At 54.3% G+C, this 25,030-nt stretch carries 21 protein-coding genes, 1 tRNA gene, 2 rRNA genes and 2 pseudogenes (1 of these 26 cut by a window edge); 9 read left to right on the forward strand and 17 right to left on the reverse strand.

The window, feature by feature from the left end:
- Positions 1-54: 54 nt before the first annotated feature.
- A complete protein-coding gene (locus O2N63_RS01935; RefSeq protein ID WP_271052418.1) occupies positions 55-555 on the forward strand; it encodes a hypothetical protein in 501 nt (166 codons plus the stop codon).
- Here O2N63_RS01935 and O2N63_RS01940 read toward each other — a convergent pair.
- Entirely contained in the window at positions 552-2,534 is a 1,983-nt protein-coding gene (locus O2N63_RS01940; RefSeq protein ID WP_271052420.1) for a BTAD domain-containing putative transcriptional regulator, read from the reverse strand. The two genes, O2N63_RS01935 and O2N63_RS01940, sit on opposite strands and share 4 nt — an antisense overlap.
- A gap of 201 nt (positions 2,535-2,735) precedes the next feature.
- Between O2N63_RS01940 and O2N63_RS01945 the strand changes: the two genes are divergently transcribed.
- From O2N63_RS01945 to O2N63_RS01965, 4 genes and pseudogenes are all read left to right on the forward strand, one after another.
- Positions 2,736-2,918, forward strand: a complete 183-nt coding sequence (locus O2N63_RS01945; RefSeq protein ID WP_271052421.1) for a hypothetical protein — start codon at positions 2,736-2,738, stop codon at positions 2,916-2,918.
- Positions 2,919-2,948: 30 nt separating this feature from the next.
- A complete protein-coding gene (locus O2N63_RS01950) occupies positions 2,949-4,502 on the forward strand; it encodes a cysteine synthase (RefSeq protein ID WP_333780717.1) in 1,554 nt (517 codons plus the stop codon).
- Positions 4,499-5,908, forward strand: coding sequence for a pyridoxal phosphate-dependent decarboxylase family protein (locus tag O2N63_RS01960; protein WP_271052422.1), 1,410 nt, complete (start codon positions 4,499-4,501; stop codon positions 5,906-5,908). The genes O2N63_RS01950 and O2N63_RS01960 overlap by 4 nt, the downstream gene beginning before the upstream one ends.
- Before the next feature lie 112 nt (positions 5,909-6,020).
- Positions 6,021-6,191, forward strand: a pseudogene (locus O2N63_RS01965) (IS3 family transposase); the annotation flags it as partial.
- Between the two features lie 185 nt (positions 6,192-6,376).
- Here the strand turns inward: O2N63_RS01965 and O2N63_RS01970 are convergent.
- The 8 genes from O2N63_RS01970 to O2N63_RS02005 are packed head-to-tail and all read right to left on the reverse strand — an operon-like array spanning position 6,377 to position 15,081.
- Positions 6,377-7,183 carry a hypothetical protein gene (locus O2N63_RS01970; RefSeq protein WP_271052423.1) on the reverse strand — a complete coding sequence of 269 codons (807 nt, stop codon included), beginning with the start codon at positions 7,181-7,183 and terminating at the stop codon, positions 6,377-6,379.
- A complete protein-coding gene (locus tag O2N63_RS01975) occupies positions 7,180-7,569 on the reverse strand; it encodes a hypothetical protein (RefSeq protein WP_271052425.1) in 390 nt (129 codons plus the stop codon). The genes O2N63_RS01970 and O2N63_RS01975 overlap by 4 nt, the downstream gene beginning before the upstream one ends.
- A gap of 55 nt (positions 7,570-7,624) precedes the next feature.
- Positions 7,625-8,620, reverse strand: coding sequence for a dynamin family protein (locus O2N63_RS01980; RefSeq protein ID WP_271052427.1), 996 nt, complete (start codon positions 8,618-8,620; stop codon positions 7,625-7,627).
- Entirely contained in the window at positions 8,617-10,689 is a 2,073-nt protein-coding gene (locus O2N63_RS01985; protein ID WP_271052429.1) for a dynamin family protein, read from the reverse strand. Before O2N63_RS01985 ends, O2N63_RS01980 begins: the two co-directional genes overlap by 4 nt.
- A gap of 11 nt (positions 10,690-10,700) precedes the next feature.
- Positions 10,701-11,933 carry a hypothetical protein gene (locus O2N63_RS01990; protein ID WP_271052431.1) on the reverse strand — a complete coding sequence of 411 codons (1,233 nt, stop codon included), beginning with the start codon at positions 11,931-11,933 and terminating at the stop codon, positions 10,701-10,703.
- A 1-nt stretch (position 11,934) separates the two neighbouring features.
- On the reverse strand, positions 11,935-12,828 hold the full coding sequence (locus O2N63_RS01995) for a PP2C family protein-serine/threonine phosphatase (protein WP_271052432.1): 894 nt from the start codon (positions 12,826-12,828) through the stop codon (positions 11,935-11,937).
- Positions 12,812-13,681 (reverse strand): FHA domain-containing protein, encoded by an 870-nt coding sequence (locus O2N63_RS02000; RefSeq protein ID WP_271052434.1) that lies wholly within the window; start codon positions 13,679-13,681, stop codon positions 12,812-12,814. Before O2N63_RS02000 ends, O2N63_RS01995 begins: the two co-directional genes overlap by 17 nt.
- The gene (locus tag O2N63_RS02005) at positions 13,678-15,081 is read right to left on the reverse strand and encodes a serine/threonine-protein kinase (RefSeq protein ID WP_271052435.1); all 1,404 of its coding nucleotides are present in this window, start codon (positions 15,079-15,081) and stop codon (positions 13,678-13,680) included. Before O2N63_RS02005 ends, O2N63_RS02000 begins: the two co-directional genes overlap by 4 nt.
- A 223-nt stretch (positions 15,082-15,304) precedes the next feature.
- Between O2N63_RS02005 and O2N63_RS02010 the strand changes: the two are divergent.
- Positions 15,305-15,930: pseudogene (locus O2N63_RS02010) on the forward strand (IS6 family transposase).
- Positions 15,931-15,984: 54 nt separating this feature from the next.
- Here the strand turns inward: O2N63_RS02010 and O2N63_RS02015 are convergent.
- The 4 genes from O2N63_RS02015 to O2N63_RS02030 all read right to left on the reverse strand — a co-directional run bounded on the left by O2N63_RS02015 (position 15,985) and on the right by O2N63_RS02030 (position 20,191).
- A complete protein-coding gene (locus tag O2N63_RS02015) occupies positions 15,985-16,605 on the reverse strand; it encodes a hypothetical protein (RefSeq protein ID WP_271052436.1) in 621 nt (206 codons plus the stop codon).
- Between the two features lie 266 nt (positions 16,606-16,871).
- Positions 16,872-18,032 (reverse strand): glycosyltransferase family 2 protein, encoded by a 1,161-nt coding sequence (locus O2N63_RS02020; protein WP_271052438.1) that lies wholly within the window; start codon positions 18,030-18,032, stop codon positions 16,872-16,874.
- Entirely contained in the window at positions 18,029-18,943 is a 915-nt protein-coding gene (locus O2N63_RS02025; protein WP_271052439.1) for a glycosyltransferase family 2 protein, read from the reverse strand. Before O2N63_RS02025 ends, O2N63_RS02020 begins: the two co-directional genes overlap by 4 nt.
- 192 nt (positions 18,944-19,135) lie before the next feature.
- The gene (locus O2N63_RS02030) at positions 19,136-20,191 is read right to left on the reverse strand and encodes a hypothetical protein (RefSeq protein ID WP_271052440.1); all 1,056 of its coding nucleotides are present in this window, start codon (positions 20,189-20,191) and stop codon (positions 19,136-19,138) included.
- Positions 20,192-20,373: 182 nt separating this feature from the next.
- Between O2N63_RS02030 and O2N63_RS02035 the strand changes: the two genes are divergently transcribed.
- Together O2N63_RS02035 and O2N63_RS02040 are read left to right on the forward strand one after the other, a co-directional pair.
- The gene (locus O2N63_RS02035) at positions 20,374-20,619 is read left to right on the forward strand and encodes a recombinase family protein (RefSeq protein ID WP_271052441.1); all 246 of its coding nucleotides are present in this window, start codon (positions 20,374-20,376) and stop codon (positions 20,617-20,619) included.
- Positions 20,620-20,696: 77 nt separating this feature from the next.
- The gene (locus tag O2N63_RS02040; protein ID WP_271052800.1) at positions 20,697-21,398 is read left to right on the forward strand and encodes a recombinase zinc beta ribbon domain-containing protein; all 702 of its coding nucleotides are present in this window, start codon (positions 20,697-20,699) and stop codon (positions 21,396-21,398) included.
- Here the strand turns inward: O2N63_RS02040 and O2N63_RS02045 are convergent.
- Positions 21,355-21,431, reverse strand: a tRNA-Met gene (locus O2N63_RS02045). The two genes, O2N63_RS02040 and O2N63_RS02045, sit on opposite strands and share 44 nt — an antisense overlap.
- Before the next feature lie 140 nt (positions 21,432-21,571).
- Here O2N63_RS02045 and O2N63_RS02050 point away from each other — a divergent pair.
- Positions 21,572-22,096 carry an acyloxyacyl hydrolase gene (locus O2N63_RS02050; protein WP_271052443.1) on the forward strand — a complete coding sequence of 175 codons (525 nt, stop codon included), beginning with the start codon at positions 21,572-21,574 and terminating at the stop codon, positions 22,094-22,096.
- A gap of 55 nt (positions 22,097-22,151) precedes the next feature.
- Here O2N63_RS02050 and O2N63_RS02055 read toward each other — a convergent pair whose 3' ends face one another.
- The 3 genes from O2N63_RS02055 to O2N63_RS02065 all read right to left on the reverse strand — a co-directional run.
- On the reverse strand, positions 22,152-22,727 hold the full coding sequence (locus tag O2N63_RS02055; protein ID WP_271052444.1) for a suppressor of fused domain protein: 576 nt from the start codon (positions 22,725-22,727) through the stop codon (positions 22,152-22,154).
- Between the two features lie 151 nt (positions 22,728-22,878).
- Positions 22,879-22,993, reverse strand: a 5S ribosomal RNA gene (gene rrf, locus O2N63_RS02060).
- 82 nt (positions 22,994-23,075) lie between these two features.
- Positions 23,076-25,030: ribosomal RNA gene (locus O2N63_RS02065) — 23S ribosomal RNA — on the reverse strand; it runs 874 nt beyond the window's last position.

Here is a 25,030-nt window from a genome sequence, read left to right on the forward strand (position 1 = left end):
TCTGACTGCGGTCAGAGAGACACTCTGACCGCCCCAACACATATGGAGGGTAAAATGGCAAAACTTGGTATTCTTCTTGCCTGCGAACACTATCCCGAAGTTGTGGCAGAACCTGCACGGGTGGACGCCCAATTGCGTCTGTGGCTTCAGGACGCCGGACATGACATCAACGGGATCAGGGTATTCAACTGTTTTCTTGGCGATTTTCCTGAGTGCGACACCGATTGCGATCTGTGGATCGTTAGTGGGGCGCTGATCGATTTGAATCACAGTTACGAGAGCAGGTTATGCGGCTTTCTGTGCGCAGTTGCGGCTGCGGGACGACCTTTGATGGCTCTGAACCATGGAGAGCATGTTGTTCATAAAGCTCTGGCAGCGGATGGTGCGTCTCCCCCGGCAACCCCTGAATTACCACGAAGTATTCGAAACCCGTTCAACAGCTTCTGGAGAAGCGATACGCTCTTCGCTTTTTCTGCATCAAGTCGTTCATTGAAGGCCTTACCCCGGCCTACCGAGTTGATGGATTTGGGCTTCATCAAACGGTTTGCCGCCTAAGGCAACCCCGCCTTTTGCAGACCCGAAACATAGATTTCGATCTGGTCTGCATCACGCAGATAGAACAGCCGTTCACGCACAAAATCACTGGTGATCCCCGGACGAGCGGATTGCAAATCGGCAACCGCTCGTTTCGCCTCACCCATTCGGCCCAGATGCGCGAGCGCCGATGCGCGGATTGCGATAGGCCAATAATGGGAATTGGGCACGGTTTCTGCTTCTGTCGCCCATTCCACCGCCTTTTCATAAGCCCCCTGGAACAGCAAGGCCGTGGCACCATAACCAAGGAATGCCCAGCGATAGGGGTCGGCGGGGCTGATGCGGACGGCTTCGTTGAAGCAATCCATCGCGTCGTCAAGCTGACCTGAATAGGCCATGGAATCCCCTAGCCCGCAATGGGCCTGCGCCATCCCGGGATTTAGCGCGATCGCAGCCTTCAGATCGGCAATCGACCGGTCATATTCCCCGCGTGCCAGATAGACCCGGCCCAGCGCAAATCTGGCAACGGCCTCGTCCGGCTCCAACCTTGCAGCAACGCGCGCCAGTTCCAGAGCCTCATCTAGCAGATCCGGTAGGTTCTCGGCTTCAAAGTAGATGGCCGAAATGACGAGCGCATAAGACAGGCGCGCATAGGCCAGCCCAAAATTCGGATCCAGTTCGATGGCCCGCCGAAAGTATTTCTGCGCTTCCAGATTGGTGTTGCCGTTGAATTCATACTGGATTGCCAAACCACGATGATAGCAATCCCAGGCACCCATATCCTCAAACGCAACCTCACGTGACGAACGGCCGGCGCGCCGTTCCAATTCCGCCTCGACCGAGGCGGCGATAGTCTCGGACAAGTCATCGAGCAGCTTGAACATATCATCCGCCTGCCGGTCATATCGCGCCACCCAGACATAGCGAGCGGTTGTTGGCTCTGCCAATTGAGCAGTCAGGCGAATACGATTTCCGATGGCGCGCAGCGAGCCATGGACAACATAATCGAGCCCAAGCTCTTTCCCCAATTGGCTCATCTCTCCGCTGGTCAGGCGGGGTCCATCATGCTCAAGGCTTGCTTTTACGTCGAGCCAGCTGAAGCGGGACAGGTTGGTGGTGACATCTTCGGTCAAGCCTTCGACGAACATGGGTTGAGGGCTTTCGGATTCCAATGTTGCAAATGGAACGACGGTAATGCTGGTCCGCCCCGTAGCCGCGTCGTCAGATGTAGAGGGTAAATCTGCAGGTACTTTAACCTCAGCTTCCTGAGCAAAAAAACCTTCGGAGCGGATCTCCTCCATCAGTTTCAAAAGCTCTCCGCCCGGGCCGACACCAAGTTCTTTTTGCAGGGTCTCCTGATAGGTGTTGAACTGCTGAACGGCTGCCGCGCGTTCCCCCCGCTGGGCGAGGATGCGGATCAACACGGCCTGTGACGCGTCACGCAATGGATCAATGGCCACCATGCGGCGCGCGAATTCCTGCGCTTCGGCGTTCTGCCCCTGTTTCTGGGCGTTTTTTGCGGCCCGCTCCAACACCGTTTGGGCCAGGATCGAATACCGCTGCCGCTCTGACACGATCCAGTCCTCGAACTCGGCTTGCTGGCCAAACAACCCATCCAACAGCGGACCTTTCATCAACGCGATGGCCTCAAGGTCAGCCTGTGGGGTGTCCTGCGCTACGAGTTGCGAGAACCTGTCGACATCAATCGAAACAAGCTCGGGGTTCAGGCCAACGCGATCACCGTCAACCATGATTGTGACACCATCCGGGTGGAGCAGCGTCCTTTTCAGCTTTGCTATGGCTTGCCGCAGGCTTTGCCGCGCCTGATCGGTAAACCTATCCCCCCAAAACAACGCGGTCAGTCGGTCGCGCGTTGGGGGCATTTCAGTATTCAAGGCGAGATAGGCAAGCAACCCGAGCGTTTTGGCCCCGGTCAACGGTATCGTCGCACCGGTAGAATCCGTGACCGTGAGTTTTCCAAACAGGCTTATGGAAATCATGGGAAATGCCTCTATTAGCTTTTTCAGCATAAACCGACATTCTCTAAATCCGCAAAGAATCCGCCAATACCGCCATAAATGACGGAAGAATACGCTGACAGAGTTGGAATTCACGAGCGGTTTCACGGTGATTTCACGCTCACCTGCGGTCGGTGAGCGACAAATGGAACACAAGCTATCCAAACTCAAAGGACTGAAACCATGACTTACGTCACCGATATCCCTGACCGCATGAAATCAAAGCTTCCACGCGAAAATATCGTTGGCCCCTATTCCAAATGGCCCCGGAAAACCAAAACCTCGCGCCGCAAGAAACTGGCTGTTGCCAGCTCTGTCGGGGTTGCAGCTGTGTTCGTTCACTGCGTTGCACCGCTGCTGGCCTGATTGCGTGAATTTCGACGAAAGGGAGCTGATATGTCATACTCGCCAATACATACACAGATGAATGCCGTGGTCCGACTGGACCCGGCAGGACAAAAGGACACCGTTGCCATGTCAGGACCAAGGAATTCCATCTTGGACACGGTCGGCCAGACACCGATTGTGCGGATCAACAATATTGGCCCCAAACATGTGACCCTCTACGCCAAGCTAGAGGCTTTTAATCCACTTGGCTCAGTGAAGGATCGCTTTGCCTTGGCTGCCATCGAGACGGCCGAGGCAAACGGCACCCTGAAGCCCGGTCAAACTGTGATCGAGGCCACCTCCGGCAACACTGGTATTGGGTTGGCCATGGTCTGTGCAGCCAAGGGTTATCCATTGGTCGTGACAATGGCTGAAAACTTCAGCGTCGAACGTCGCAAGCTGATGCGCTTTCTTGGCGCCCGGGTCATTCTGACCCCCGCCGCAGAAAAGGGCTCAGGCATGATCGCCAAGGCTGAAGAGCTGGCCGAAAAGCATGGCTGGTTTCTAGCTCGGCAGTTCGAGAATGAAGCCAACGCCGATATGCACTCTCGCACCACTGCACAGGAAATCCTGAATGACTTTATCGAGATTGGGCTCGATTACTGGGTGTCCGGCTTCGGGACCGGAGGTACTCTGAAAGGAGTGTCGCGAGTGCTGCGCGCCGAAAGTCCCAACACCAAAATCGTTGTCACCGAACCTGACAACGTCCCAATCCTATCTAGCGGAATTGCACAGGAACGTGACGACGAAGGCCGCCCCTCGGTAAGCCACCCGATGTTTCGCCCACATCTGATGCAGGGCTGGTCGCCTGACTTCATCCCGAAACTGGCGCAGGATGCGTTGGATGCGGATGTGATTGATGCCTACCAACCGATCGCGGGTTCCGATGCGCTGCAAGCGTCGCGTGACCTCGCGCAGAAAGAGGGCATCTTCTGTGGCATCAGTGGTGGGGCGACTTTTGCCGCCGCCCTGAAACTGGCCGAAACCGCCCCGGAGGGCAGTCGTATCCTCGCAATGATCCCGGATACCGGCGAGCGCTACATGACCACCCCTCTCTTCGAGGATATCGCTGAGACGATGTCTGACGAGGAAATGGAGATCTCCCGTTCCACCCCCCGCTACCGCTTTGACATCTCGGGCGGAACAGCGATTGACGCGCCAGAGGAAGAGGCCAAGCCACATGCCACCGCATTTGTTGAGAAGGTTCTTGCCGAACAACCGGTTGTCATGTTCGCGCTGGAATGGTGCGAGTTCTGCTGGTCGGTCCGCAAAATGTTCGCCGAGGCGGGCATCCCCTACCATTCCGTCGATCTGGATTCGGTGGCACTGCAGGACAATAACCTTGGTGGCGATATTCGCGTTGTGTTGCGTAACCTGACCGGTGCACCGACAATCCCGCAGATTTTTGTCGCTGGGAAACATATCGGAGGAGCCACGGAAACCTTCGATGCATTCAATGACCGGTCGATACATGATCGGCTAACGGAAGCCGGTGTTGCCTTTGACGCTGACATGCAGCGCGACGCCTACAGTTTCCTTCCAACTTGGTTGCATCCGCGATGAACGACCGTATCGACATCCCTCCCTATCTGGCGGCCCTCAACCGGGCCGCCAGCTATGGGCAAGAGTTCCGCCAGCGCTCTCACCCTTTGCATCCGCAAGCGACTGTGCCTGAATTGCGCAGGGCGTTTTGCGTTGATTTACCCGAACAGGGCCTGTCGCCCGAGCAGGTGATCGACGACCTTATCGCAGCGGCAGAACCCGGATTGGTGGGCAACACGGATCCCAACTTCTTTGCATGGGTGATGGGAGGGTCCGATCCCGTTGGGGTAGCCGCAGATTGGTTGACATCTGTCTGGGGGCAAAACGCAGGGATTTTTCAGACCGCCCCTGCCGCCGCAATCGCAGAAGAGGCCGTATCAGGCTGGCTCTTGGATCTTCTCGATTTGCCGCGCGAAAGTTCGGTCGGTTTTGTCACCGGCGCAACCATGGCGGCCTTTGTCGGCCTGGCCGCCGCGAGATCCGAAGTTCTGTCACGCGCGGGCCACGACTTTGAAGAGCAAGGTCTTCAGGGCGCACCCAAAATACATATCTTCATCAGCGAGGACGCCCATGCCACCAATTTTGCCGCACTCCGCTTCCTGGGGTTCGGGTCGGCGAACATCATCAAGCTGCCCTGTGACGAAGCAGGCTTGTTGTCGGTGGACGCCCTGTCGCGGGCGATAGATGCAACCGCTGGTCCCAAAATCATCGTCACCCAGGCCGGTCATATCAATTCTGGCGGATTTGAAGATTTCCCGGCCATAACCACACTTGCCAAAGCGCATAATGCCTGGGTTCATGTCGATGGTGCATTTGGCCTTTGGGCACGGGTTCTACCGGAGAAGTCCGGATTGACGGATGGACTGGAACAGGCCGACAGCTGGTCGGTCGACGGCCATAAATGGCTGCAGGTTCCCTATGATTCCGGCTTTGCAATCGTGAAAGATTCGCAGGCTCACCGACGAGCGATGGACATCTCGGCCAGCTATCTCAACCAATCACCGGGGGATGGCCGCAACCCAACGGAATTCAATCCCGAACTGTCGCGTCGCGCGCGGGGGTTTGCCGCTTGGGCCGTGCTGAGAGCCGCCGGACGCAGCGGCATTCGCGAGATTGTTGAACGCCACTGTCTTGCCGCCAGCTATCTGACCGAACAATTAGAGAATCTTCCCGGAATAAGGGTACTGAACAAGGTCCATCTAAATCAGGTCGTCGTCACCTTGGACGAGACTTTTGACGACCGAAACAGCATGGTCGTCCGGCTTGCCGATCAGATTAACCTGTCCAAACGGTTTTTCGTACGCCCTGCAGAGTGGCGAGGGCAGACGGTCCTGCGGTTTTCAATCATTTCTCATCAAACGGATCTGAACCATGTAGAAAGGTTGGCTGAGTTCGTTGGGAAGGTTTTGGAAGAGCTCAAGCGATAGTGCACCACGCAGGGCGCTGGTTTCAATGTCTGACGTCAGCACCTATGGGACCAATTAGGTCAATTTTCTAAGAGAGTGTTTCTGGCTCATCGTAATCACTGAGGAGTGGACGATGAGAAAGACAACAAAGAGCCCTGACGAGAAGATCGTAAAAGACATCAAACGCGCAACCCGAAAGCAGCATTCATCGGAAGAGAAGATCCGGATCGTTCTGGACGGCCACCGTGGCGAAGACAGCATTGCGGAGCTGTGTCGCCGTGAGGACATTATCCCGGCCCGTTTCTCTTCTACCCAGACAAATGACTCAAACGGGTTTTGCAAAGGAATGGATCATGGACTATCCAAAATGACTGACCACACCACAGCACGCTGAAGCTGCAACCAAAGTCAGCTAAAGGCCGATAAAGGCACGGTTACGTCGGGCGGAGAGGCGAGTTCGAAATAGTCGGATAGCAGGTGATCGCTTTTTTAACGGGAGGAGCTGAGATTGAGCTCTCTCCAGCGATCTAGGGTTGCTGTCACGTCGCCGTTCCTCACCGTCGCGACCACAAGACTGCCATGCCGGCCTGCGATTAGCAGGTGGTTTCCGGTCGTTTTAGGTAGGGCGAAAACCAGAATCCCGTTGGTTTCGAGGGTTCCAAGCAGGGGAAACTTGGGCGATAGCAGGTCTTCGAGCGAGTTGTCAGCCCAGTCCGTGACAAACCCGGCCTCGGCGCCCTCGCCGCAGACCAGCGTTGCCTCCTCGCCCTCGATCAGGATTGCGGCCCGCAGCGATGGCTGAAGCGCGTCAAGCAACGCTTCGTGCGACGAGCCCTCTTTCGTTTCGAACAATACCTCGCCGGACAACCCTGCCGCCCTGGCGATGGCCGCTGGCTCGATGCCGACATGCGACGGGTTGGTCTCATCTCCGAGCGGGTCAGATGTGACCGCAATTCTGGAACCTCTTTCACAGAGTGTGATGAAGAGGTCGGATAGCATTCGCACCTCTTCACCCCCGAGATCATCTCGGTCGAAGAGCGCCACCTGTTCGGCGGTAAGACCCCGCGGAGGCGGTGCCAGCAACCTGACCAGCCGTCGGCCCAGCGCTTCGCAGATAAAGCGCGATCCATCGTCAAATTCGAAGCTGAGACGCTGGGCAAGAACCGCCGCATCCACCTGTTCAAGCATGCGGGCGACGCCGTCCGGTCCAGTCCCGTATCGGATCCGGCCCGATGTCGTCGTTCCGTCCCGCGCCGATCGCCTCAGGACTTCCTTTAACCGGTCAAGATCACTCATTGTGCGGTGCTCTCGCCGACAAGGGCCGCACGGGCATTTTCGATCAGTCTTTCAAACCCGACTTCGGCAGAGCAGATGCAGCACAATGCTTCGCAGGGGTCCGCAAGGTTCCTGAAAAAGCCCCGACTTCCCGTTGGCGAAAGGAACAACACGTGTTCGACAGGTTCTTCGCCTTTCGGGGCAGCGTCAAACAGGTCCGCGGCACAGGTGCAGAGTACGTCGAGGTATTCCTGCGGGTAATGCAGGGCTCCATCTGAACTAAGCACGGTACGCGATCCCAGATCGACGTATACCGCGAGTTCGCAATCAGCGAGCGTGTTGCGAAAAGCGTTGAGCGCTGTTGGGGTCATCGGCAGTCGGCCTCCAGTCTTCTGGTCGTCAGGCACGATCTTGCACCTAATGGGCGCCTGCTACAATCGCGAATGTTCGCGATCAGGACCGCTAGATCAACGAACCGGACGCAGCACGTCGCGGGCGCCTACTCCGCCCCGATGAACCCGTGCGTACGGCCACCCGCCGCGGCACCACCCGGTCGGTCGGCGCGTCTTCCACCGCTTCGAGCTCGGGGGGCTTTTCTGAGCCGGAGACAACAGCTCTGGAGAAGGCAGGGGAGTCCGCATCAGGAGTGGCGCGATTTTGCACTAGGGGTTCGGTCTCGCCGCTTTCGGCAAAATAGTCCGCTTCCATCGAATCTGCCGCGTGAAGTTCGGACGCGTTGTCCTGCGGATCGAAGGTAAGCACATTTTCGAAGTCCTCAATGATCTCCTGAAGCTCGGCCAGAACTGTATTCAAGCCGGATTCGTTCCAAGCTTCTGGATCGTCTTCGGCGCCCTGGGCAACGGTAAGAGAAACCGGAATAACCGCTCGGAACATTGATCCCGCCTCACGCTGCACACGGCTTACCACGCGCTGCTGGTCCTCCTTCGACAAGACTTTGTCCATGCGGGTTATCAGAATCAGGCTACGCCGGAATAGTCGCTCGGGCACGTCTTCCCACATCGCCGCCTCGGATTGACGCCAGGCCTGGGTGGCAGGCGTGCACCAGATCACCGCATCGGCCAGTGGCAACATACTCTGCCAGATGTCTTCAGTGATGTTCGGGTCGGAACTACCGGGCATGTCGATGATGTCGCAGGCTTCGAGAATGTCGGCCTGGACGAATTTCCGGATTGCGCGGGTGTTGCTGATCGTGACCTCCTCATCCGGCTCGGCGTCGAGTGGTTCTTCCGTTCCGTCCATCGCGATGCGGACGGCGGGACCCTCGCCTTGCGCAAACCAGACTGGGGGCACTTGCGTTGCCGTCACCTGCACCTGCGAAAACGCCTCATGCATCAACAAATTCGCCAGCGTGCTTTTGCCCGCGCTGAACTCGCCCATCAGGGCAATTCGGGGTTTTCTGGGCAACGCGGCTTTTTTCGACTTGAGATTGGCAATCATAGCGCAGCCCTCCATTCGTTACGCGGGTTGATTTCGGAGAGGAACACCAAAGAGTCGTTCAGTGTGTTCTCAGTTTCGGGCAAGTTCATTTCAGTGCGTTGCCGGAGCGTCTCAATCTCGGTCTCGGTCTGGTTCGCGAGATGGAGCAGGTGCGACCGCTCGGCATCAAGAAACTCCGTGAAGATATCCCGTGCAGAATGGGAGTAGACGTCTGCGTGACTGGCACGGAGCGAAGCTAGGATCGGTTCGATCTCGGCGTCAATCAGCGCTGCGTATTCTTCTGCAAATTTATGGTACGTTTGCCTGCGGCGGCGCCACCATTTTGTCCACCAGCTTCCTTTCACATCGAGAGCGATTGTGCTGCCGAGGATGACCGGCGGAGGCGGGGGTGGCATCACTGCTGGCGCAAGCGCTGCAGCATCGTCGGAAAGCTGGTACGCCCTGATATAAAGGGTCCGGATTTCGTCGGCGGTTGCTTCGAAGATCTTCTCACCTGTCTTCACCGCTTTCACTGTGAAAATCCGGTAGGCCGAGCGCAGCAGAAGCCGCAGGCCCGCGGGATCGTAGTTCCAGATCTCGTTGTCGCCATTGTTTTCGAGGTGGAGGAGTAGAGAGGCCGTAGCGCGGCCAAGAAAGGAACGGCGCGCTCCTGCCAGGCGGTTGTCGAGACCCGAGATCAGCTTGCCCAGTTCGGCATCGAGGCGATCGAGGTTACGTGCTGCGATCGCATCAAATTCTCGGCCAACATCCGCAGGAGCGACGGGCGTGATCGTCTCACCGCCCAACCGTTTGGACACAACCTCTCGCGACGCCGCGATGCCGTTGGCGATATTCTGCGCCGACCTGGCGGTGCGCTCCATAAACTCGGCGCCCTCGCCGGTTTCGACCCGAGAGGAGATCGCTTTGCAAAGTGCCGGAACGCCCGAGAGGTGCCAGATCGTCTCATGCACTTCTTTCGGCAACGTGCCGGATTTCATCTCGTGTTGCGCCCAGTCGATCAGCGCCTTCGAACTCGCTTTTCCCAACTTCTCGTAGGTCTGATTCAACGCGTGAGCCGCCCAGAGCGCACTGCCGAAAACGATCTTGGCGTCGGTCGGCCCGTCGAGCGTCTCGAGGGTGTTAACGATGCTCTTGCGGATTTCTTCCGTTTCGCGCACCGGATCATTCAGCTCGTCGATCCTGTTAACAAAAATGATAACATCACGTGATCTGATGTTGGAGATCAGGCGGATCAACGCCATATCGACCGTCGACAGGGCCTGGTGAGCCGAAAGCACCACGACGCAGAGGCGGCTTTCGCGAATGGCGTTGACGGTGATTTGCTCACGGATCATGAAAGTGTCGTTCACGCCCGGCGTGTCGCGAATGCAGAGCCGGTGTGGCAGAGCCGGTTGCCCGAAATAGAGGTCGGCTGATTTCGTGATATCGGCGAACTGACCTTGTTTCTGGTCCGTGCTGTTATCCGCATCCTGATCGTCGCCGAGGCAGACGTAGCGTTGTATCAGTTCCTCGTCGATGTAGCCGTATTCGTGCTCTTGCCCTATCAATAATTCGAATTTCCGCCCAAGCCTTTGGCGTGATTTTTCGCGCATCTCTTCGAGCTGGATGCGCACCTTCTCGAGTTCCTTGTGTGCGCCTGCGCGGGAGGCCAGTTCGCCCATGCGTCCGCCGCGGGTCAGCAGCCGGTCCCATTCCTCTTGGTCGAAAAAGCGAAACTTCGCCTTTCCCGCGTCGGTACGTGCCGAGGGATCGAGGTGGAGGGAGGTCACCACTGAGGTCCACGGATTGATGTCGGCAGGAAGCAGACCGGGCCTCCCCGTCAACGCGTTCACCAGCGTGGTCTTGCCGGCCTTGACCTGGCCGATCATTGTCACAGAGGGTTCGAAGTCACGGATTTTACGCTTTAGCTTACGCGTGGCCGCGTGAGCTGTGTCATCGCCCGACTCGGCGATTCCGTCCACTGCGGTTTCAAGCTTCTGCATCTTCTCCGCAAAGGATTGCATCTCTGAATACGCCGACCGGATCAGGGCACTTTCGGTCGGCCCGGTGGATCTTCCTACGGCGTTCATCTTCAATCTCCTCAATTCAACAGCGTTTGGGGCTGGGCTAGGTTTGCTTCGAACACCGAACGGAGTTGAAGCAGAAGCGCCGCTGCGTCCAGCGCCTGGTCCGGGCCGCCTTCAATTTGAAGCAGCGTCGCCATATCAGAGGCTTCGTCAACGAGCCCCCGAAGCGCCAGAACCTGCCCCTCGTCTTCCGGCCATTCCTCAGCGCGGTCTCGAAGCCCGTCGGTTATCATACGACAGCTTTCCAGAACCTCATCTGCCCAGTCGGGCGAATCTGCGTCTTGCCACTCAAGCGTCTCGAATAAGTCTCGTGACCAGCGCTTGAGAAAGATCAGTGGCTCCGACAGGAGTTCGACCATTTTGGCCGATCCTGGAATGCTTGGTTGATCCACGTCCTCATGGGGCGTGCGAGCGGCGGCGATGGGCGACGGAATCAGTTCAGGTTCAGGGTTCGGTTTCGGTGCGTCGATCCCCTGGCCGTGGCGATGCAGCAGCATCCACACGGAATCCAAATCTTCTTTAAGTGCATCGTCGATGTCGGTGGCAAGTTGTTCGAACAGTCTTTGTGCCCCGGACTGCATGTCGGCGTCACCGGATCCGCGCACGGTCTTTCCGTCCGGCAGGAACATCACCCGCCCGAAATCCGGAGGCATGCGGTTGCGCAATCCATCGGTCTCGGTTTCCGATGCGAAGGCCACCAGATAAGCATGGTTTTTCAGCTCGGGCACCGCTTTGCCCCAGATTTCGGCCTCGACGGGAGAGAAGTCGCGGGTGCACCAAAGGGCAAAATCAATCCGGCGCGAGGCCCAGCGCAGCGCTGCCGACTGCTCTGCCGCACTCTCACTGGCTGCAACGTGAAGAAACGTCATGCGCCGCAGTGCATCGATCGGAGCTCCGATCTGCAGGAACACCACCTCTCGGTCGAAGAGTTCGGCCTGCGGCATTCCATCGGCGGCGAGCGTGCTCGCGTCGGCCAAGGTTGCGTTGGTGTACGGCCGTTCAGAAAAAGCAATCTCGATGGTCGGCCAGACCGTCTGATCCGGTAGTATCCCCTCACCCAGAAGAGCGGCCAAAAGGCGTTCGCGTCGCCGCGTTTCGAACCCGATCAATCCTACGCGGATTGGGCGGCGCAACCTTTCAACGAGGCGCTCGCAGCTTTGGGCAATCCGCGAGGGAATAGCAGCCGAAGCGAGGACGGTTTCGAGTTCTTCCACGGTCTTCCAGGGGTGGGGTGAAAGCGCTGCCATCTTATCCGTCCTTTGTCCGGAAGTGCCGCGCCGGTGCAACCCCGTTCGCCCAAGCCCGCAACATGGCCGCCGGTGACAAACGGGTTGCCATTTGCTGTTCAATTGCCGCGTCTTGCGCCTTGAGCACCACCACCGAGGTGTTATCCTGTTCCGGGTCATCCAAGGTTTTAACGCCAGCAATCAGCGCGTTGGCGATTGACGCACTGTGGTTGCCGTTGGTTTCGGTCAGCACCTCTTCGATCCGGTCATCGGGCAGGAACTGGATCCCGTCGCTGGCGGCCAGCACCAGATCGCCTTCTTGCAGCGCAAAAGGTTGATCCGGGCAATCGATGATAGGGATTGTCTCGCCGATCAGGGCAGAGGTGAGGCAGCTTCGCTGCGGATGGCTGCGACCCTTTTCCGGGTCAATCTGGCCCTCTCTGACCATCAGGTCGATCTGCGGCGCAAGCGAATGATCGTCATTGAGGCGTGTGAGGCGACCGTCACGGAACAGATAAAGCGGTGAATCCCCGACCGACAACCAATAGAGATGGCTCGCAACCGCCACCACCACGATCACCGTGCCGCCCATACCGTCGGTTTCAGGTGCCGCGTCGATTTGCACGCGGATGCATTGGTTGGCGGACTGTGCGGTGTTGCGCAGCAACTCCGGTATGCTGTTTTCGGAAAAATCGGATCCCTCTATCCTTAAGGTAAGTTCGGCAAATATCTCGGCGACGATAATCCGGCTTGCCAGATCTCCGGCGGCATGTCCGCCCATGCCGTCCGAAAGCACTGCAAACCCGACCTCAGCCCCTTGAACAAACGAGGTCGCAAGCGCGTCCTCCTGACGCGAGCGCGCGCCAAGGCACAGTGCCGAGGCCGCTTCGATTTCGATCTCAGCTTTCTGGGGCATCGGTTCCCTCTCCGTCTTCCATCGACCCCCAGGTAAATTCCGATCCACACAAGGCCACGAAACGAAGGGTCGTCTTGCCGATCCGGATCAGGTCAGCGTCGGCGAGACCCTCAGTTGCCAGCACCGGATTCCCGTTCTTACGAACGATGTTCGACTTACCACCATGGCCGACAAAGAACTGGTTCTGTTCCTCATCGTAAGCGATCGAGGCGTGGCTCTCCCGCGACACGCTGGTGTCGCCGAAATCAAGGCAGACCGTCTGATCCGCGCCGCGACCGATGGTCGAAACCCCTGCACAGATCATGAACGACGCGCCCCGTCCCGGGCCGTCGACAACCACAAGCCAGCCGGCAGGAAACTGCCCTTGCGTGGACGGCTCTGCCCGTCTCGCTGCGAACACATCGTTTTCTGCGCCGGAGTGAAATCCGATGATCCGAGTTTTTACCCGGTTCGCCCGGGTGGGTGCAGGATCAGCGACGGCGGGTTGATCCGGTTCGGTCCGGGCCGGCGGAACCGGTGTTACGCCTTCGAATTTATCGGCGGGTACGAGCCGTGCCGACCCTTGTGACCGCTGGACTGAATCGTCTTCCTGGTCGTCCTCTTTTATGTCCCAGATCTGCTTTGACGGGCTGGGAATTGTGGCCGCGTCGGACGGATTGGTTGCATCTTCAGATGGTGGATCGGCGGGCTTTCCAAGCGTTTTCCCTTGGGCCACTTCTCGCAATTGGCGTCTCGCGCGCACGGCATCCAGATCGGAAGTTTCGGAAACGCGCTGCGTTTCACTCGAATCATCTGTTTCCACCGCCGACGGAAGCGGCCGCTTGCGTACAATGATGTCTTTAAAATGTCTCACCTGTTCACCTCTCTCACTCTCATGCCAAGGGCGACCCGGAAGGCGCGGATAAGATACGAACCAGCGAAGAACTGGCCGAACATCTTGCCTGAACGCTCCTTACTATTGGCCTCCTCGAAATCCGGTTCGAAATCCGGTTCGTCATTCAGCTCATCATCCAGTGGGACGACATTCCATGTCGACACAACCGGAAAGTCGTCATAGTTTTCCAGCTCGGCGTCCAACTCTGTCTGGTCAGGCGCAGCCTCGTCCATGTAGGCGTCAACCTCATCACGCTCAGTGTCAGCAAGATTCGTATCCGCCGCTAGGTCTAGTTCCGGCTGCGATACCGCATTATCCGGTGGCGGAGCAGGTTGGGCTGCGGGGGGCTCTAATGGCGTCTGCTGCTGCGAATCCTGTACAAGCTGCGCGATGCGCATCTCCATTTCACGGTCATTTTGGGCTTCTTCGAGGGCCAGGCGCTTGCGCCGTTCGGTATCGATCAGATCGCGCCATTCCCTTGCATTCTGCAGCCTCTTGTTTGGGAATATGTTGAGACAGCGGTTGATGGCCTCAAGGAAATAGGGGTCATACCCTTTGATCGTTTCGGCGTTCAGCGGATCCAGAGGGTCCTCCTGCTGCTTGGCCGCCGCAGCCAGACGCACCTGGCTGCTGGGGGGCGCTTTGCCTGACACGAGGTGATAAAACGTCGCGGCCAGTGCATATAAATCGCTGGAAAACGCCTGTTCGCTCTCCGCGAGATAGAACTCTTGCGGAGAGTAGCCGTCCTTGACGGTCAGAACCTTCGAGAGAACCCGGCTCACGCGCGTCGCGCTTTCCCGTGCCGCACCGAAATCGATCAGGACTGGCGTATTGTCAGCTTCGAGCAGGATATTGTCTGGCGAGATGTCACGGTGAAGGATGTCGCGGTCGTGCATATAGGCGACGGCGTCGAGTATCTTGAGCAGCAGTTGCTTGATCTGATCGGGATAAAGCCGCTCCGGCTCTTTCTCAATCACTTGGAGCAGGTCGTGCCCATCGATATAGTCGAGCGCCATGTAGGCGGTGTCGTTGTCATTAAAGATCTGGTGAACGCCCACGATGTATGGATGCTGCAGCTCCGACAGGGCGCGGGCTTCTCTTTCAAAAAGCTCGAGGATTTTGCTGAATTCTGACTCATTCGCTTTAGAGCGAAGACGTACCGTTTGCTCGGTACGGCAGCATATCGCCCCAGGGAAACACTCTTTGATGACGATCTTTCGACCGAGACTGTCACGGGCGAGGTAGGTGATTCCGAAACCACCGGAATTCAAATAGGAATCGATAACGTACTGTTGGCCACACAGTTCTGTGCCGGGTGACAATTCGTCCCCGAAAGAATTGAGGTTGTCGGTAACCTCTATGTTCGCCGAGTTGTCCAAAATCGATCCCTTAGCGATTGACGATAAATGAAAGCTACAGCCCGATAGCAGCCAAACATTGGAAACATTCGTTCGAAAATGCGACAGAAAGATGACGAAAAGCTGGTGAATTCTGGCTGCGGGGTCCGTCAGAGGGGGGCAGCTCGAGACGGGCAGGGCACGAAACCAGCGTCCAGCCACGTCCAAACGCGCCCAATTTCGCACCTTCAAGCGCAGCCTTGAGATCACCCACCTTGTGACAATCCTCTACACCTGCTTCCCGTTCTCACATGTAAAATACCGAAGCTTGTTACACGGGCGCAGGATCGAAATCAGTCACAAAACAGAGCGGTATTGGTGGAATAGATTTAGACCGCTCTTTGTGTCGGAGATTTGGCGAATGTGAGTCCCGAAACTTCGCGTGAATTCGACCTGGCACTGGCATCTGGATGAGGTGTTCGTGAAATTTAACGAGAAGCGGTATTATCTCTGGAGGGCCGTGGACCACGAAGTTGAAGTTCTAGAAAGCTACGTTACCAAACAAAGGAACAAACGTGCAGCCTTTAAATTCTTGCAGAATGCAATGAAGCGGTACGGCCTACCAGAGTTGGTTGTGACTTATCGTCTTCGATCATATTCGGCTTCTATGTGCGAGATTCGCAATCCTGAAAAGCAGCTAACGGTCGCTATCTGAACAACTGAGTTGAGAAATTTCATCTCCCGCTCCGACGATGAGAACGAGCGATGTCACGCTTTCGACAAATGTCAAGTTTGCAGAAATTTATCTCCGTTCATGCCTCTGTATTTAACCAATTCAAGCTGAACCACTCCGCCACTCTTGCCGAGTGGCGCGGTCTCTGTGCTGGATGAAGGGCAGTCATACTGGGCCAGCTGAGACTTGTTGGATTTTGTCTGATACCACATCTATGGAAATTCGTGAATCCGAGTTTCAGCCATATAGTTTTTGTCCAGCAAAGTGTTGACCTCCTTTGGAAGCATGAGACCGAGCTCATAGGCTTCTTCTGTGCTTAATTCGCGCTTGGGAAAACGCACTTGTTTCAACACTCTGAGGTTTCTTTCAAAAGTAGCAACGCCATGTTCCTTCTGGAAATCCCGAAACATTAGTATCTTTCTAGTAGAACGCCCTGCATTTTTGACTGGAAGCTTATCAGCACTTTTCAAACCGACCTCTTTGGCGATCCGCGACAGTACGTGATCTCCGTCGGCCGCTAGCGGAATCTCAACGATGCGAGACACGTTATAGCGCTCGGCAAAAAGCGGGAAGATTTTGTCTATTTCTTTCAGCTCAAATCCCCAGAGATCTTTGAAAGCATTCAGGAAATCTTCGATGCGTGCCTCACTGGTATCGAACAGCTTTTGCCGGTCAATCTCCCATAGCCCCGCCATCAGAAACTGATCATATGAAGACCGAATGAGCCCGCTGGGCGCCCTGGAAACTGCAATGACATCGACGTTTTCGCGTCCCAAACGATCTAGAGTATGCAAAAGGCATTGCGCGTGGACGCCAGAGGGAATTCGGTCCATGATCGCCTCCGTAGAGAGAACGACCCGGTGCGCTCTGAGCCAGCGAGCTTTTCTCTGAATGGAGTCTAACCGCGCATCCAGTTTCTCAAAATCCGTGAACAGCGGAAGGTGGCTACGATATCCGGCTCGCAACCTACCTTCGTGAGGATAGAATACGCCTTGAAGCAGATGTTTTTTGTAGTTGTCTGAGAAATACGCTTGAATGGACGTAGAAGCACATTTCGGCAATCCAACGTGAAGGGTGTAACGCAGAGGGGATCTTCTAATCATAGGCCGGTTTTCTTTTTCTCGTCAGAGAAATATGCCGAAAGGAATTGGCGGTAAACATTGTTTTTGAAGGACACCAGTTTAATGACCTCGGGTAGAGCAAGACCAGTGTTATTGCACACCTCTTCAGCGCGAATGAGCACGCTTTTCTTGTCACTGATCTGAATGTTTTTGTACGCCCAAAAAACGTGATCCGCGAGCCAAATAGCGAAATCTTTTTTATAGACATCCCAAGCGCCATATCTGACCAGATCATTATATATCGTCATGGCATGATCAAAGATTGCGAGCGCCCCTGAGCTAGCGCTCGCAATGGTCTGTCCGCTCCAAATCCGGTGTGCATATGTAATCTCATCATGAACAAGAAAACTGTCAGATGCCACAACTACTTCCCAGTGGAAGGGATTGTCTTCGAACATCCAGTCCCCTTCGGGAAGACGTAGGTTGTGTCGTTCGATGAAGCTGCGACGATAGATTTTGCGCCACGGAAAGGGGGCCATTTGGAGCAGGGCCTTTTTCGCCTCTACGCTACTAAGTTCCTTCGCAGCAGATAGGCTTGGTGACAACATTTTGCGAAGCGACAGCAATCTGAAGGTTTTCACGTTGATTCTCTTGAGACGTGCAGAAACCTTGTTAGGCAGAAAGCGTCTCATCTTAAAAATTTTCAGACTGCCAATAATCAATTTCATAATCGCGTAGAACAGAAGTTTCTTGCGATACTTTCGGGGACTGAAGTTCACCCATGCACCATAATCTGGAAAGTTGGTATAGGTAGCTCGACCGTGAATATACTCGTTTGAGTTGACCATCACAAAGTCTGCTTGGCTGTTTTTGAGCCGATCCAGAGCGCGGTAAAATGGGTGCGCAAACAAACGATCATCTCCATCCAGAAATGCAACGTAGTCTCCCTTTGCAACCGAGAGACCGTAATTTGCAGCGTTTGCCACGCCACCGGGCGTGTTTTCTTCGAACCGGTGGATGACAAACGGCACATCGGGATAGGCTTGCGAAAGCTCTTCAACAATTGCAACGGTATCGTCACTCGAGGCGTCATCCACCACGATAATCTCTTTATCGATACCTTCGAGTGCAAGCGCGCTGGTCAAGGCCTCGGCTATGAATGGGCCTACGTTATAGGTGGTAACAATTATACTAATCATGGTTCAATCCCGAGTGCAGTGAGGAGGTCCAAACGCAACTGAAGAAGTGGTATGGGAACTTCAGAGGAAGCTGGGATATTGTTCATAACCCAGCGGTCTAACCCTGCCACAAAACTTGAAATTTTATTAATAAGTAGAGCCTGATCTTCTTTGGGACGTGCTTGAATGGAGACGAGGATGTCCTTGAGATCTTCGTACGCTTCGAGCCGTTCGAATGATCTGGCATTGGTTGCGCGGATTCCATCGCTAATCTCGTAATGTGTGAGCAGGGATGGCATCGAGTAGTCGAAGAATACCGTTTGCGCATTCATCAACACCTGCCAATGGGGAAGAATGTCTTCTTGCAATCTACGAGCGGGGAAGGCGGCGCCAATCCCATCATAAAAGCATTTGGAATACACCTTGTTCCATGGAAACGCGGTCATTGGGAGGAACGCCCAGATGTTTTCGGGTTCGGTCAACAAATGCTTATCTTGTGTCGAAAACCGTGCGAGGCAACGTTTATCCGTCGCATGCATCTGCGCCGTGTGTCTATTCTGGCGATCAGTTGCGATGTCATATTTAAACAAGGCAACATCAAACTCATTCTGAGTAATCTTTTTCAAACAAGACACATAGTTCGGCTTTATGAAATCGTCGGAATCTAAAAATGAAAAATATTTCGTCTTGCAGTGTTCTACGCCCGTGTTCCGACTTGGTCCTGGTCCAACATTGCTGGAATTCTGAATAACCTCCAAAGAGAGAATTGAATTGGCTTTCACCATTTCAAGCATTGAAATCGTGTCATCGGTCGAGCAATCATCTACGATCACAATGTCAAATGGGCAGCTTTGTTCGGAGAGCTGATCCAACATTTCCTTGAGCGTATCGCGATCATTATAGGTGGGAAATATTATCGTTAATTCAGTCATTTGCTACCAGCTATGTTGTCAAAGGGCACCGAATTTCACAGGCATTGCGTCTCGGATGAGATGTCGAACCCTGCTAGCATTGGCGTAATCAGGTGTCAAAATTTATTTATCCCGTTGAAAATTTCCGAAAAGCAAGGGCGATGTCATGCATGTTAAGGCCTATGTACCACCACTTGGTTATCACCCGAACAGTCATTTGCCACGCTTAAGAATTTTCCAAAGCAATCCATTTTGAGAAACCTTCTTTGCAATTTTACGCGGCTTCCGGTTTCGTTTCTCGTCCGCCAACTTGGAAATTATGTGAAGAAGTAGGTCTTGATCCGGCGAACTTGGTGCAATCAGTTCTTGTTGGTCCTTATTTACAGCAGGAAAGAAGTCGCCAGCAGAAATGTCTGTTGATCGCAGGGCTCTTTCGTTGTCTGGTAAAAAATAGTCGCGCATCTCTTCAACGGTCTCGTAAGATAGCTGCATTTTTTGCTTCGCTAGGGTGGAAGGGAAATAGCTCGGCTTCCACCAAGCCCTGAATGCAGAGATACCTTGCGAAGGTTTCTTTGCATTCAGGCGTCGAAAAATATCCACGACACGATAATCCAGCCCCTCATTCCTTGGCTTGCTGAGGGCGAGTCCGTCAGCACTGCCTCCAATCACCTCTAGGAAGTCCAAAAACAGCTCTCCATCGGGCCAATTTTTCGGTGAAAATGGGCGAACAATAACCTTTTCATCACCAAACACTTCCCGCCACGGCTCCAATCGTGCCCCAAACTTCAAGACTGGACTGGTAACATATGCCCCCATATCCAAAGGTTCTTGCCGACCATTCTTAATGTTTTCCTGATACCCAGATAGGAAATGTTGATCCTGACGTCGAATATAGGCGATCACACAGATTTCGAAGTCCTTGAACTGGTCCTTGATCCATTGGAGTTCTTTTACACCGAGCTGGGGGCTGCCAAAGAACTCAGAAGACAAAACCAAAGTATTGAATGAATACTTGGAAAGATGCGAGTGCAAAGAGTTGTAGGCTCTGTCGAGCGTGGCTTTCTTCTCCGGAGGAAGGTTATGTACTGTGTGGTTCGGAATCGCCGCGACAAGCGGAAGATGCTGAACCTTATGCATGAACGGAGCTCTAGGATCGGAAGGATAAAGAATCCCCTGCTCCAGCAGAGCATCGAAATTCTTGACCATATCATTTTGAATGCTCGTTGTGCCGGTTTTGGCGAACCCAATATGCAGAAAAAGTTTAGCCATTTGTCCAGTATCCAGTTCATGTGGAGTATTCGTGTATGCTGATACTTCACATTCCAATTATGCTCAATTCAGTTTGTCTGTTTTCAGGGGAGTGGGTGTCTGACGTCAGCGCCTTTGGATCCAAATAGCCGTATTTTATATGAGAGAGCTTAAGGTTCATCGCAACCACCGAGGAGCGGACGATGAGAAAGACAACGAAGAACCCAGGCGAGAAAATCGTTAAAGACATCAAGCGTGGCACCGGCATATTGAACAACGAACTCTATATAGGCCGACTAATCTGGAACCGGCAACGGTTCATCAAAGACCCGAATACGGGCAAACGGCAGGCGCGATTGAACCCTCCAGAAGACTGGATCGTAGAAGAGGTGTCAGATTTGCGGATCATAGATCAGGTCTTCTGGGAGGCTGTTAAAGCGCGACATTGAAGACCCGCAGTGCAGCCATCCGCGATGGTATCAATAAGCTGGGTCGTACAAAGCGGGCACGGCATCTGTTTTCCGACATGCTCAAACGTGGTTGCTGTGGGGGTGAATTTATTCAGGCCGGCAAACAATATTATGGCTGCGCTAGCGCGCGAAACAAAGGCACCTGCGACAACCCTTTGACCATCAGACGAGAAGATTTGGAAACTCGCGTTTTGTCCGGTCTCAAAGATCAACTTTTGCACCCGGATCTGATCGCAGAATTTGTTCGCGCCTATCAGGAAGAGACTAACCAACTTGCGGGAACCATCAAGCAGGACCGCGTCAAGGCTGAACAGGCGTCGGATAAAGTCACCAAACAGAGTGATCGTATCATCGATTCCATTGCCGTAGGCATGTTTCATCCGAGCATGAAGGGTAAAATGACCGCTCTGGAAAAACGCAAAACGGAAATTGAGACTGAACTGCAGTCGTCGACGAATGACACACCAGTTCTTTTACACCCCAGCTTGGCAGATCGTTACAAAGAGCAGGTCGCCAACCTGACCAATGCGCTGGACAACAATTCGACCAAAGCCGAAGCGACATCGATCATCCGCAGCCTTCTTTCAGAAATCAGACTAATACCGGAAGGCGACACCTTAGTTATTGAACTTGTTGGTGAACTGGCTGGGCTTTTGCAGTTAGGAACCCCCAAAAGCAAACAAGGCCACCCGAAGGTGGCCTGTTCGACAGTAGTGGTTGCGGGAGCAGGATTTGAACCTGCGACCTTCAGGTTATGAGCCTGACGAGCTACCGGGCTGCTCCATCCCGCGACAGTGAGGTTGATATACGCCTGCACGTTGGGAACCACAAGGGGGTTACAGCAAAAAACTGTCATATTTCTTTGCTGTTTTACCAAAGGGTGACATCGAAGTGGATTTCACCTAAGTCTTTGTTCTGAAAGGATGCATTCATGGACGGCACATTGGCGGTTTTATTCCTGCTTACCGGATTGATCGACATGACGGTCAATCACTGTGACCGGGGCTGTATGAAGGCGGCCTGGACTGGGATTCGCCATACTGTTTCGGCGGGTCAGCTGGTGTTTGAAGCCGATGTCATCGGGCAGGAGGCCTACTACAGGCTGGATGCACCGGTCAGCTTTGGTCCGTTTCGGCCTGCGGTCGGGATTTCAGTGGATACGCATGGCGATGTCTGGATCGGCGCTGGCGCTGTGAATGAATTCTCCACAGTCGATGGGCGCGGATACGCAGAACTTAGTTTCATGCCTGGCCGCTGGATTCGGTCCGAAACGGGGCCTGTTTTGGGGTATCCGCTTGAATTTCGTTCGGGACTTGAAGCCGGGATCTATCAAGAAGACGGAGATCGGGTCGGCGTTTCACTTGATCATCGATCCAATGGCGGCCTCGGGCACCCGACACCAAATCCGGGCTTGGAGACGGTGTTAATGCGGTATGGGAGAACGCACGGCGAGTAAGGGTAGATTTCCTTGCGGCCTGCCTTTTATCGAATGGCATTACTTACCCCGTCATTCAAACGACCGAATCCCTATCGATATTAAATATGTCGATCTGTTCATTTTCAAAGATGGTTTCAAGCGCATCGGCCCCATGCGCCTCAAGAAAAAGCCGCTCCGTGTCCGAAATAGGAACGGCCAGAAGCCATGCCACTGTTTTTGTCTTCAACTCTAGTGTCCTCAGCTCCCTCTCCCATATATACGGGTCGGTAAGTAGAATGTGGGACATTGAGTTAGAGCTTCCATAAAGCTTAACAACATCGAGGTGAATGGCACCGGGGAAACAATCCCAACCGTCTTTGATGATGTTGAAGGCTGCCGTTGCCAAAATATTGGGAAAATCTTCAACGTTTGAACTGCAAACTGAAAGAAGCTCTACGCCAAGTGGACCGTCGCTTTCCGTTTGTGCAATAGCGAGATCAGATAAGCCAATCGTCGCGTAAGATGTAACCCCATCGCAAGGCGAATTTTTCGATGAAAGAATACTCGTTTTTGTAGTAAGCTCCTCATCTGAATATGGAAAAATAGATGTCACGCCTGCAAAAGTAGCAGAAAGAAAATTGGCAATCTGTTTGTTTTCTTTACTAATCATATAACCAATAAATAATTTTTCAGAACCTTAGCGTTGATTAACATAGGCACCTAACGGGTGATATAGTAAAACGCCAAAACGCCGCCTCCATTTCTGGAAGCGGCGTTTTTGATTAGTCATCGTTATGAGAGGATACTTGGATTTTTACTAGGTTTGGCGGTGACCTACTCTCCCACACCTTAAGATGCAGTACCATTGGCGCGACAGTGCTTAACGGCCGGGTTCGGGATGGAGCCGGGTGTTTCACTTGTGCTATGACCACCAAACCGAGTAAAAATCCAATTTCCAAGTCAGTACACTATGGTGTGTATGCTTTTGATTAATCAGTAGAACTGTCTTCTACTGGATCAAATCAAGCCTATCGGACCATTAGTACCAGTCAACTGAACGCATTGCTGCGCTTACATCTCTGGCCTATCGACGAGGTAGTCTACCTCGGTCCTCAGGGATACCTTGTTTTGAGGGGGGCTTCCCGCTTAGATGCCTTCAGCGGTTATCCTGTCCGAACATAGCTACCCAGCACTGCCGTTGGCACGACAACTGGTCCACCAGTGGTTCGTTCACCCCGGTCCTCTCGTACTAGGGGCAACTCCTCTCAAGTATCCTACACCCACGGCAGATAGGGACCGAACTGTCTCACGACGTTCTAAACCCAGCTCACGTACCTCTTTAAACGGCGAACAGCCGTACCCTTGGGACCTGCTCCAGCCCCAGGATGAGATGAGCCGACATCGAGGTGCCAAACACTGCCGTCGATATGGACTCTTGGGCAGTATCAGCCTGTTATCCCCGGCGTACCTTTTATCCGTTGAGCGATGGCCCTTCCACTCGGGACCACCGGATCACTATGGCCGTCTTTCGACTCTGCTCGACTTGTCAGTCTCGCAGTCAGGCTGGCTTCTGCCATTGCACTCAACGAGCGATTTCCGACCGCTCTGAGCCAACCTTCGCGCGCCTCCGTTACGCTTTAGGAGGCGACCGCCCCAGTCAAACTACCCGCCACGCAGGGTCCCGGATCCGGATAACGGACCGCGGTTAGACTTCAAACAGAACAAGGGTGGTATCTCAAAGGAGGCTCCACCGAAACTAGCGTCTCGGTTTCAAAGCCCACCACCTATTCTGCACATGTTGTGTCTGAAGCCAGTGCGAAGCTGTAGTAAAGGTGCACGGGGTCTTTCCGTCTAACCGCGGGAAGCCTGCATCTTGACAGGCAATTCAATTTCGCTGAGTCGATGTTGGAGACAGCGGGGAAGTCGTTACGCCATTCGTGCAGGTCGGAACTTACCCGACAAGGAATTTCGCTACCTTAGGACCGTTATAGTTACGGCCGCCGTTTACCGGGGCTTCAATTCGGAGCTTGCACTCCTCCTTTTAACCTTCCGGCACCGGGCAGGCGTCAGACCCTATACGTCGTCTTGCGACTTCGCAGAGCCCTGTGTTTTTAGTAAACAGTCGCCACCCCCTGGTTTGTGCCCCCAGTCAATACTTGCGTAGAAACTGGGCCTCCTTCTCGCGAACTTACGGAGGTATTTTGCCGAGTTCCTTCAACATCGTTCTCTCAAGCGCCTTGGTATACTCTACCTATCCACCTGTGTCGGTTTAGGGTACGGTCTCATGAAGGGCTATTTCCAGGAACCTCTAAGCTGCCCATTCAATCCAATAAGGATGAACAACCTTCGAGATCCGTCACTTCCTTCTGGCCCAGGAATATTAACCTGGTTCCCATCGGCTACGCCTTTCGGCCTCGCCTTAGGGGCCGGCTTACCCTGCTCAGATTAGCTTTAAGCAGGAACCCTTGGATTTTCGGCGAGGGGGTCTCTCACCCCCTTTGTCGCTACTCATGTCATCATTCTCGCTAGTGATCTCTCCACCGGATCCCTCACAGGCCGGCTTCACTGAAAGCTCCGATCCTCAAAGGCATCCGAAGATGCTAATGAGGAATGGAACTATGTCACACTACGCTCTGCTACCGCGTGCTTACGCACACCCTAAGCTTCGGCTCATGGCTTGAGCCCCGGTACATCTTCGCCGCAAGACAACTTATTTAGACCAGTGAGCTGTTACGCTATCTTTAAAGGATGGCTGCTTCTAAGCCAACCTCCTGGTTGTTTTGGTCGTCTCACCTGCTTTCCCACTTAGCCATGAATTAGGGGCCTTAGCTGTAGGTCAGGGTTGTTTCCCTCTCCACAACGGACGTTAGCATCCGCTGTGTGTCTGCCATATAGTACTTCCCGGTATTCGGAGTTTGATTAGGATCAGTAAGGCTGTGGGCCCCCATTACCCATTCAGTGCTCTACCCCCGG

Source organism: Aliiroseovarius salicola (genome assembly GCF_027891095.1).
GTDB classification, from domain to species: Bacteria; Pseudomonadota; Alphaproteobacteria; order Rhodobacterales; family Rhodobacteraceae; genus Aliiroseovarius; species Aliiroseovarius salicola.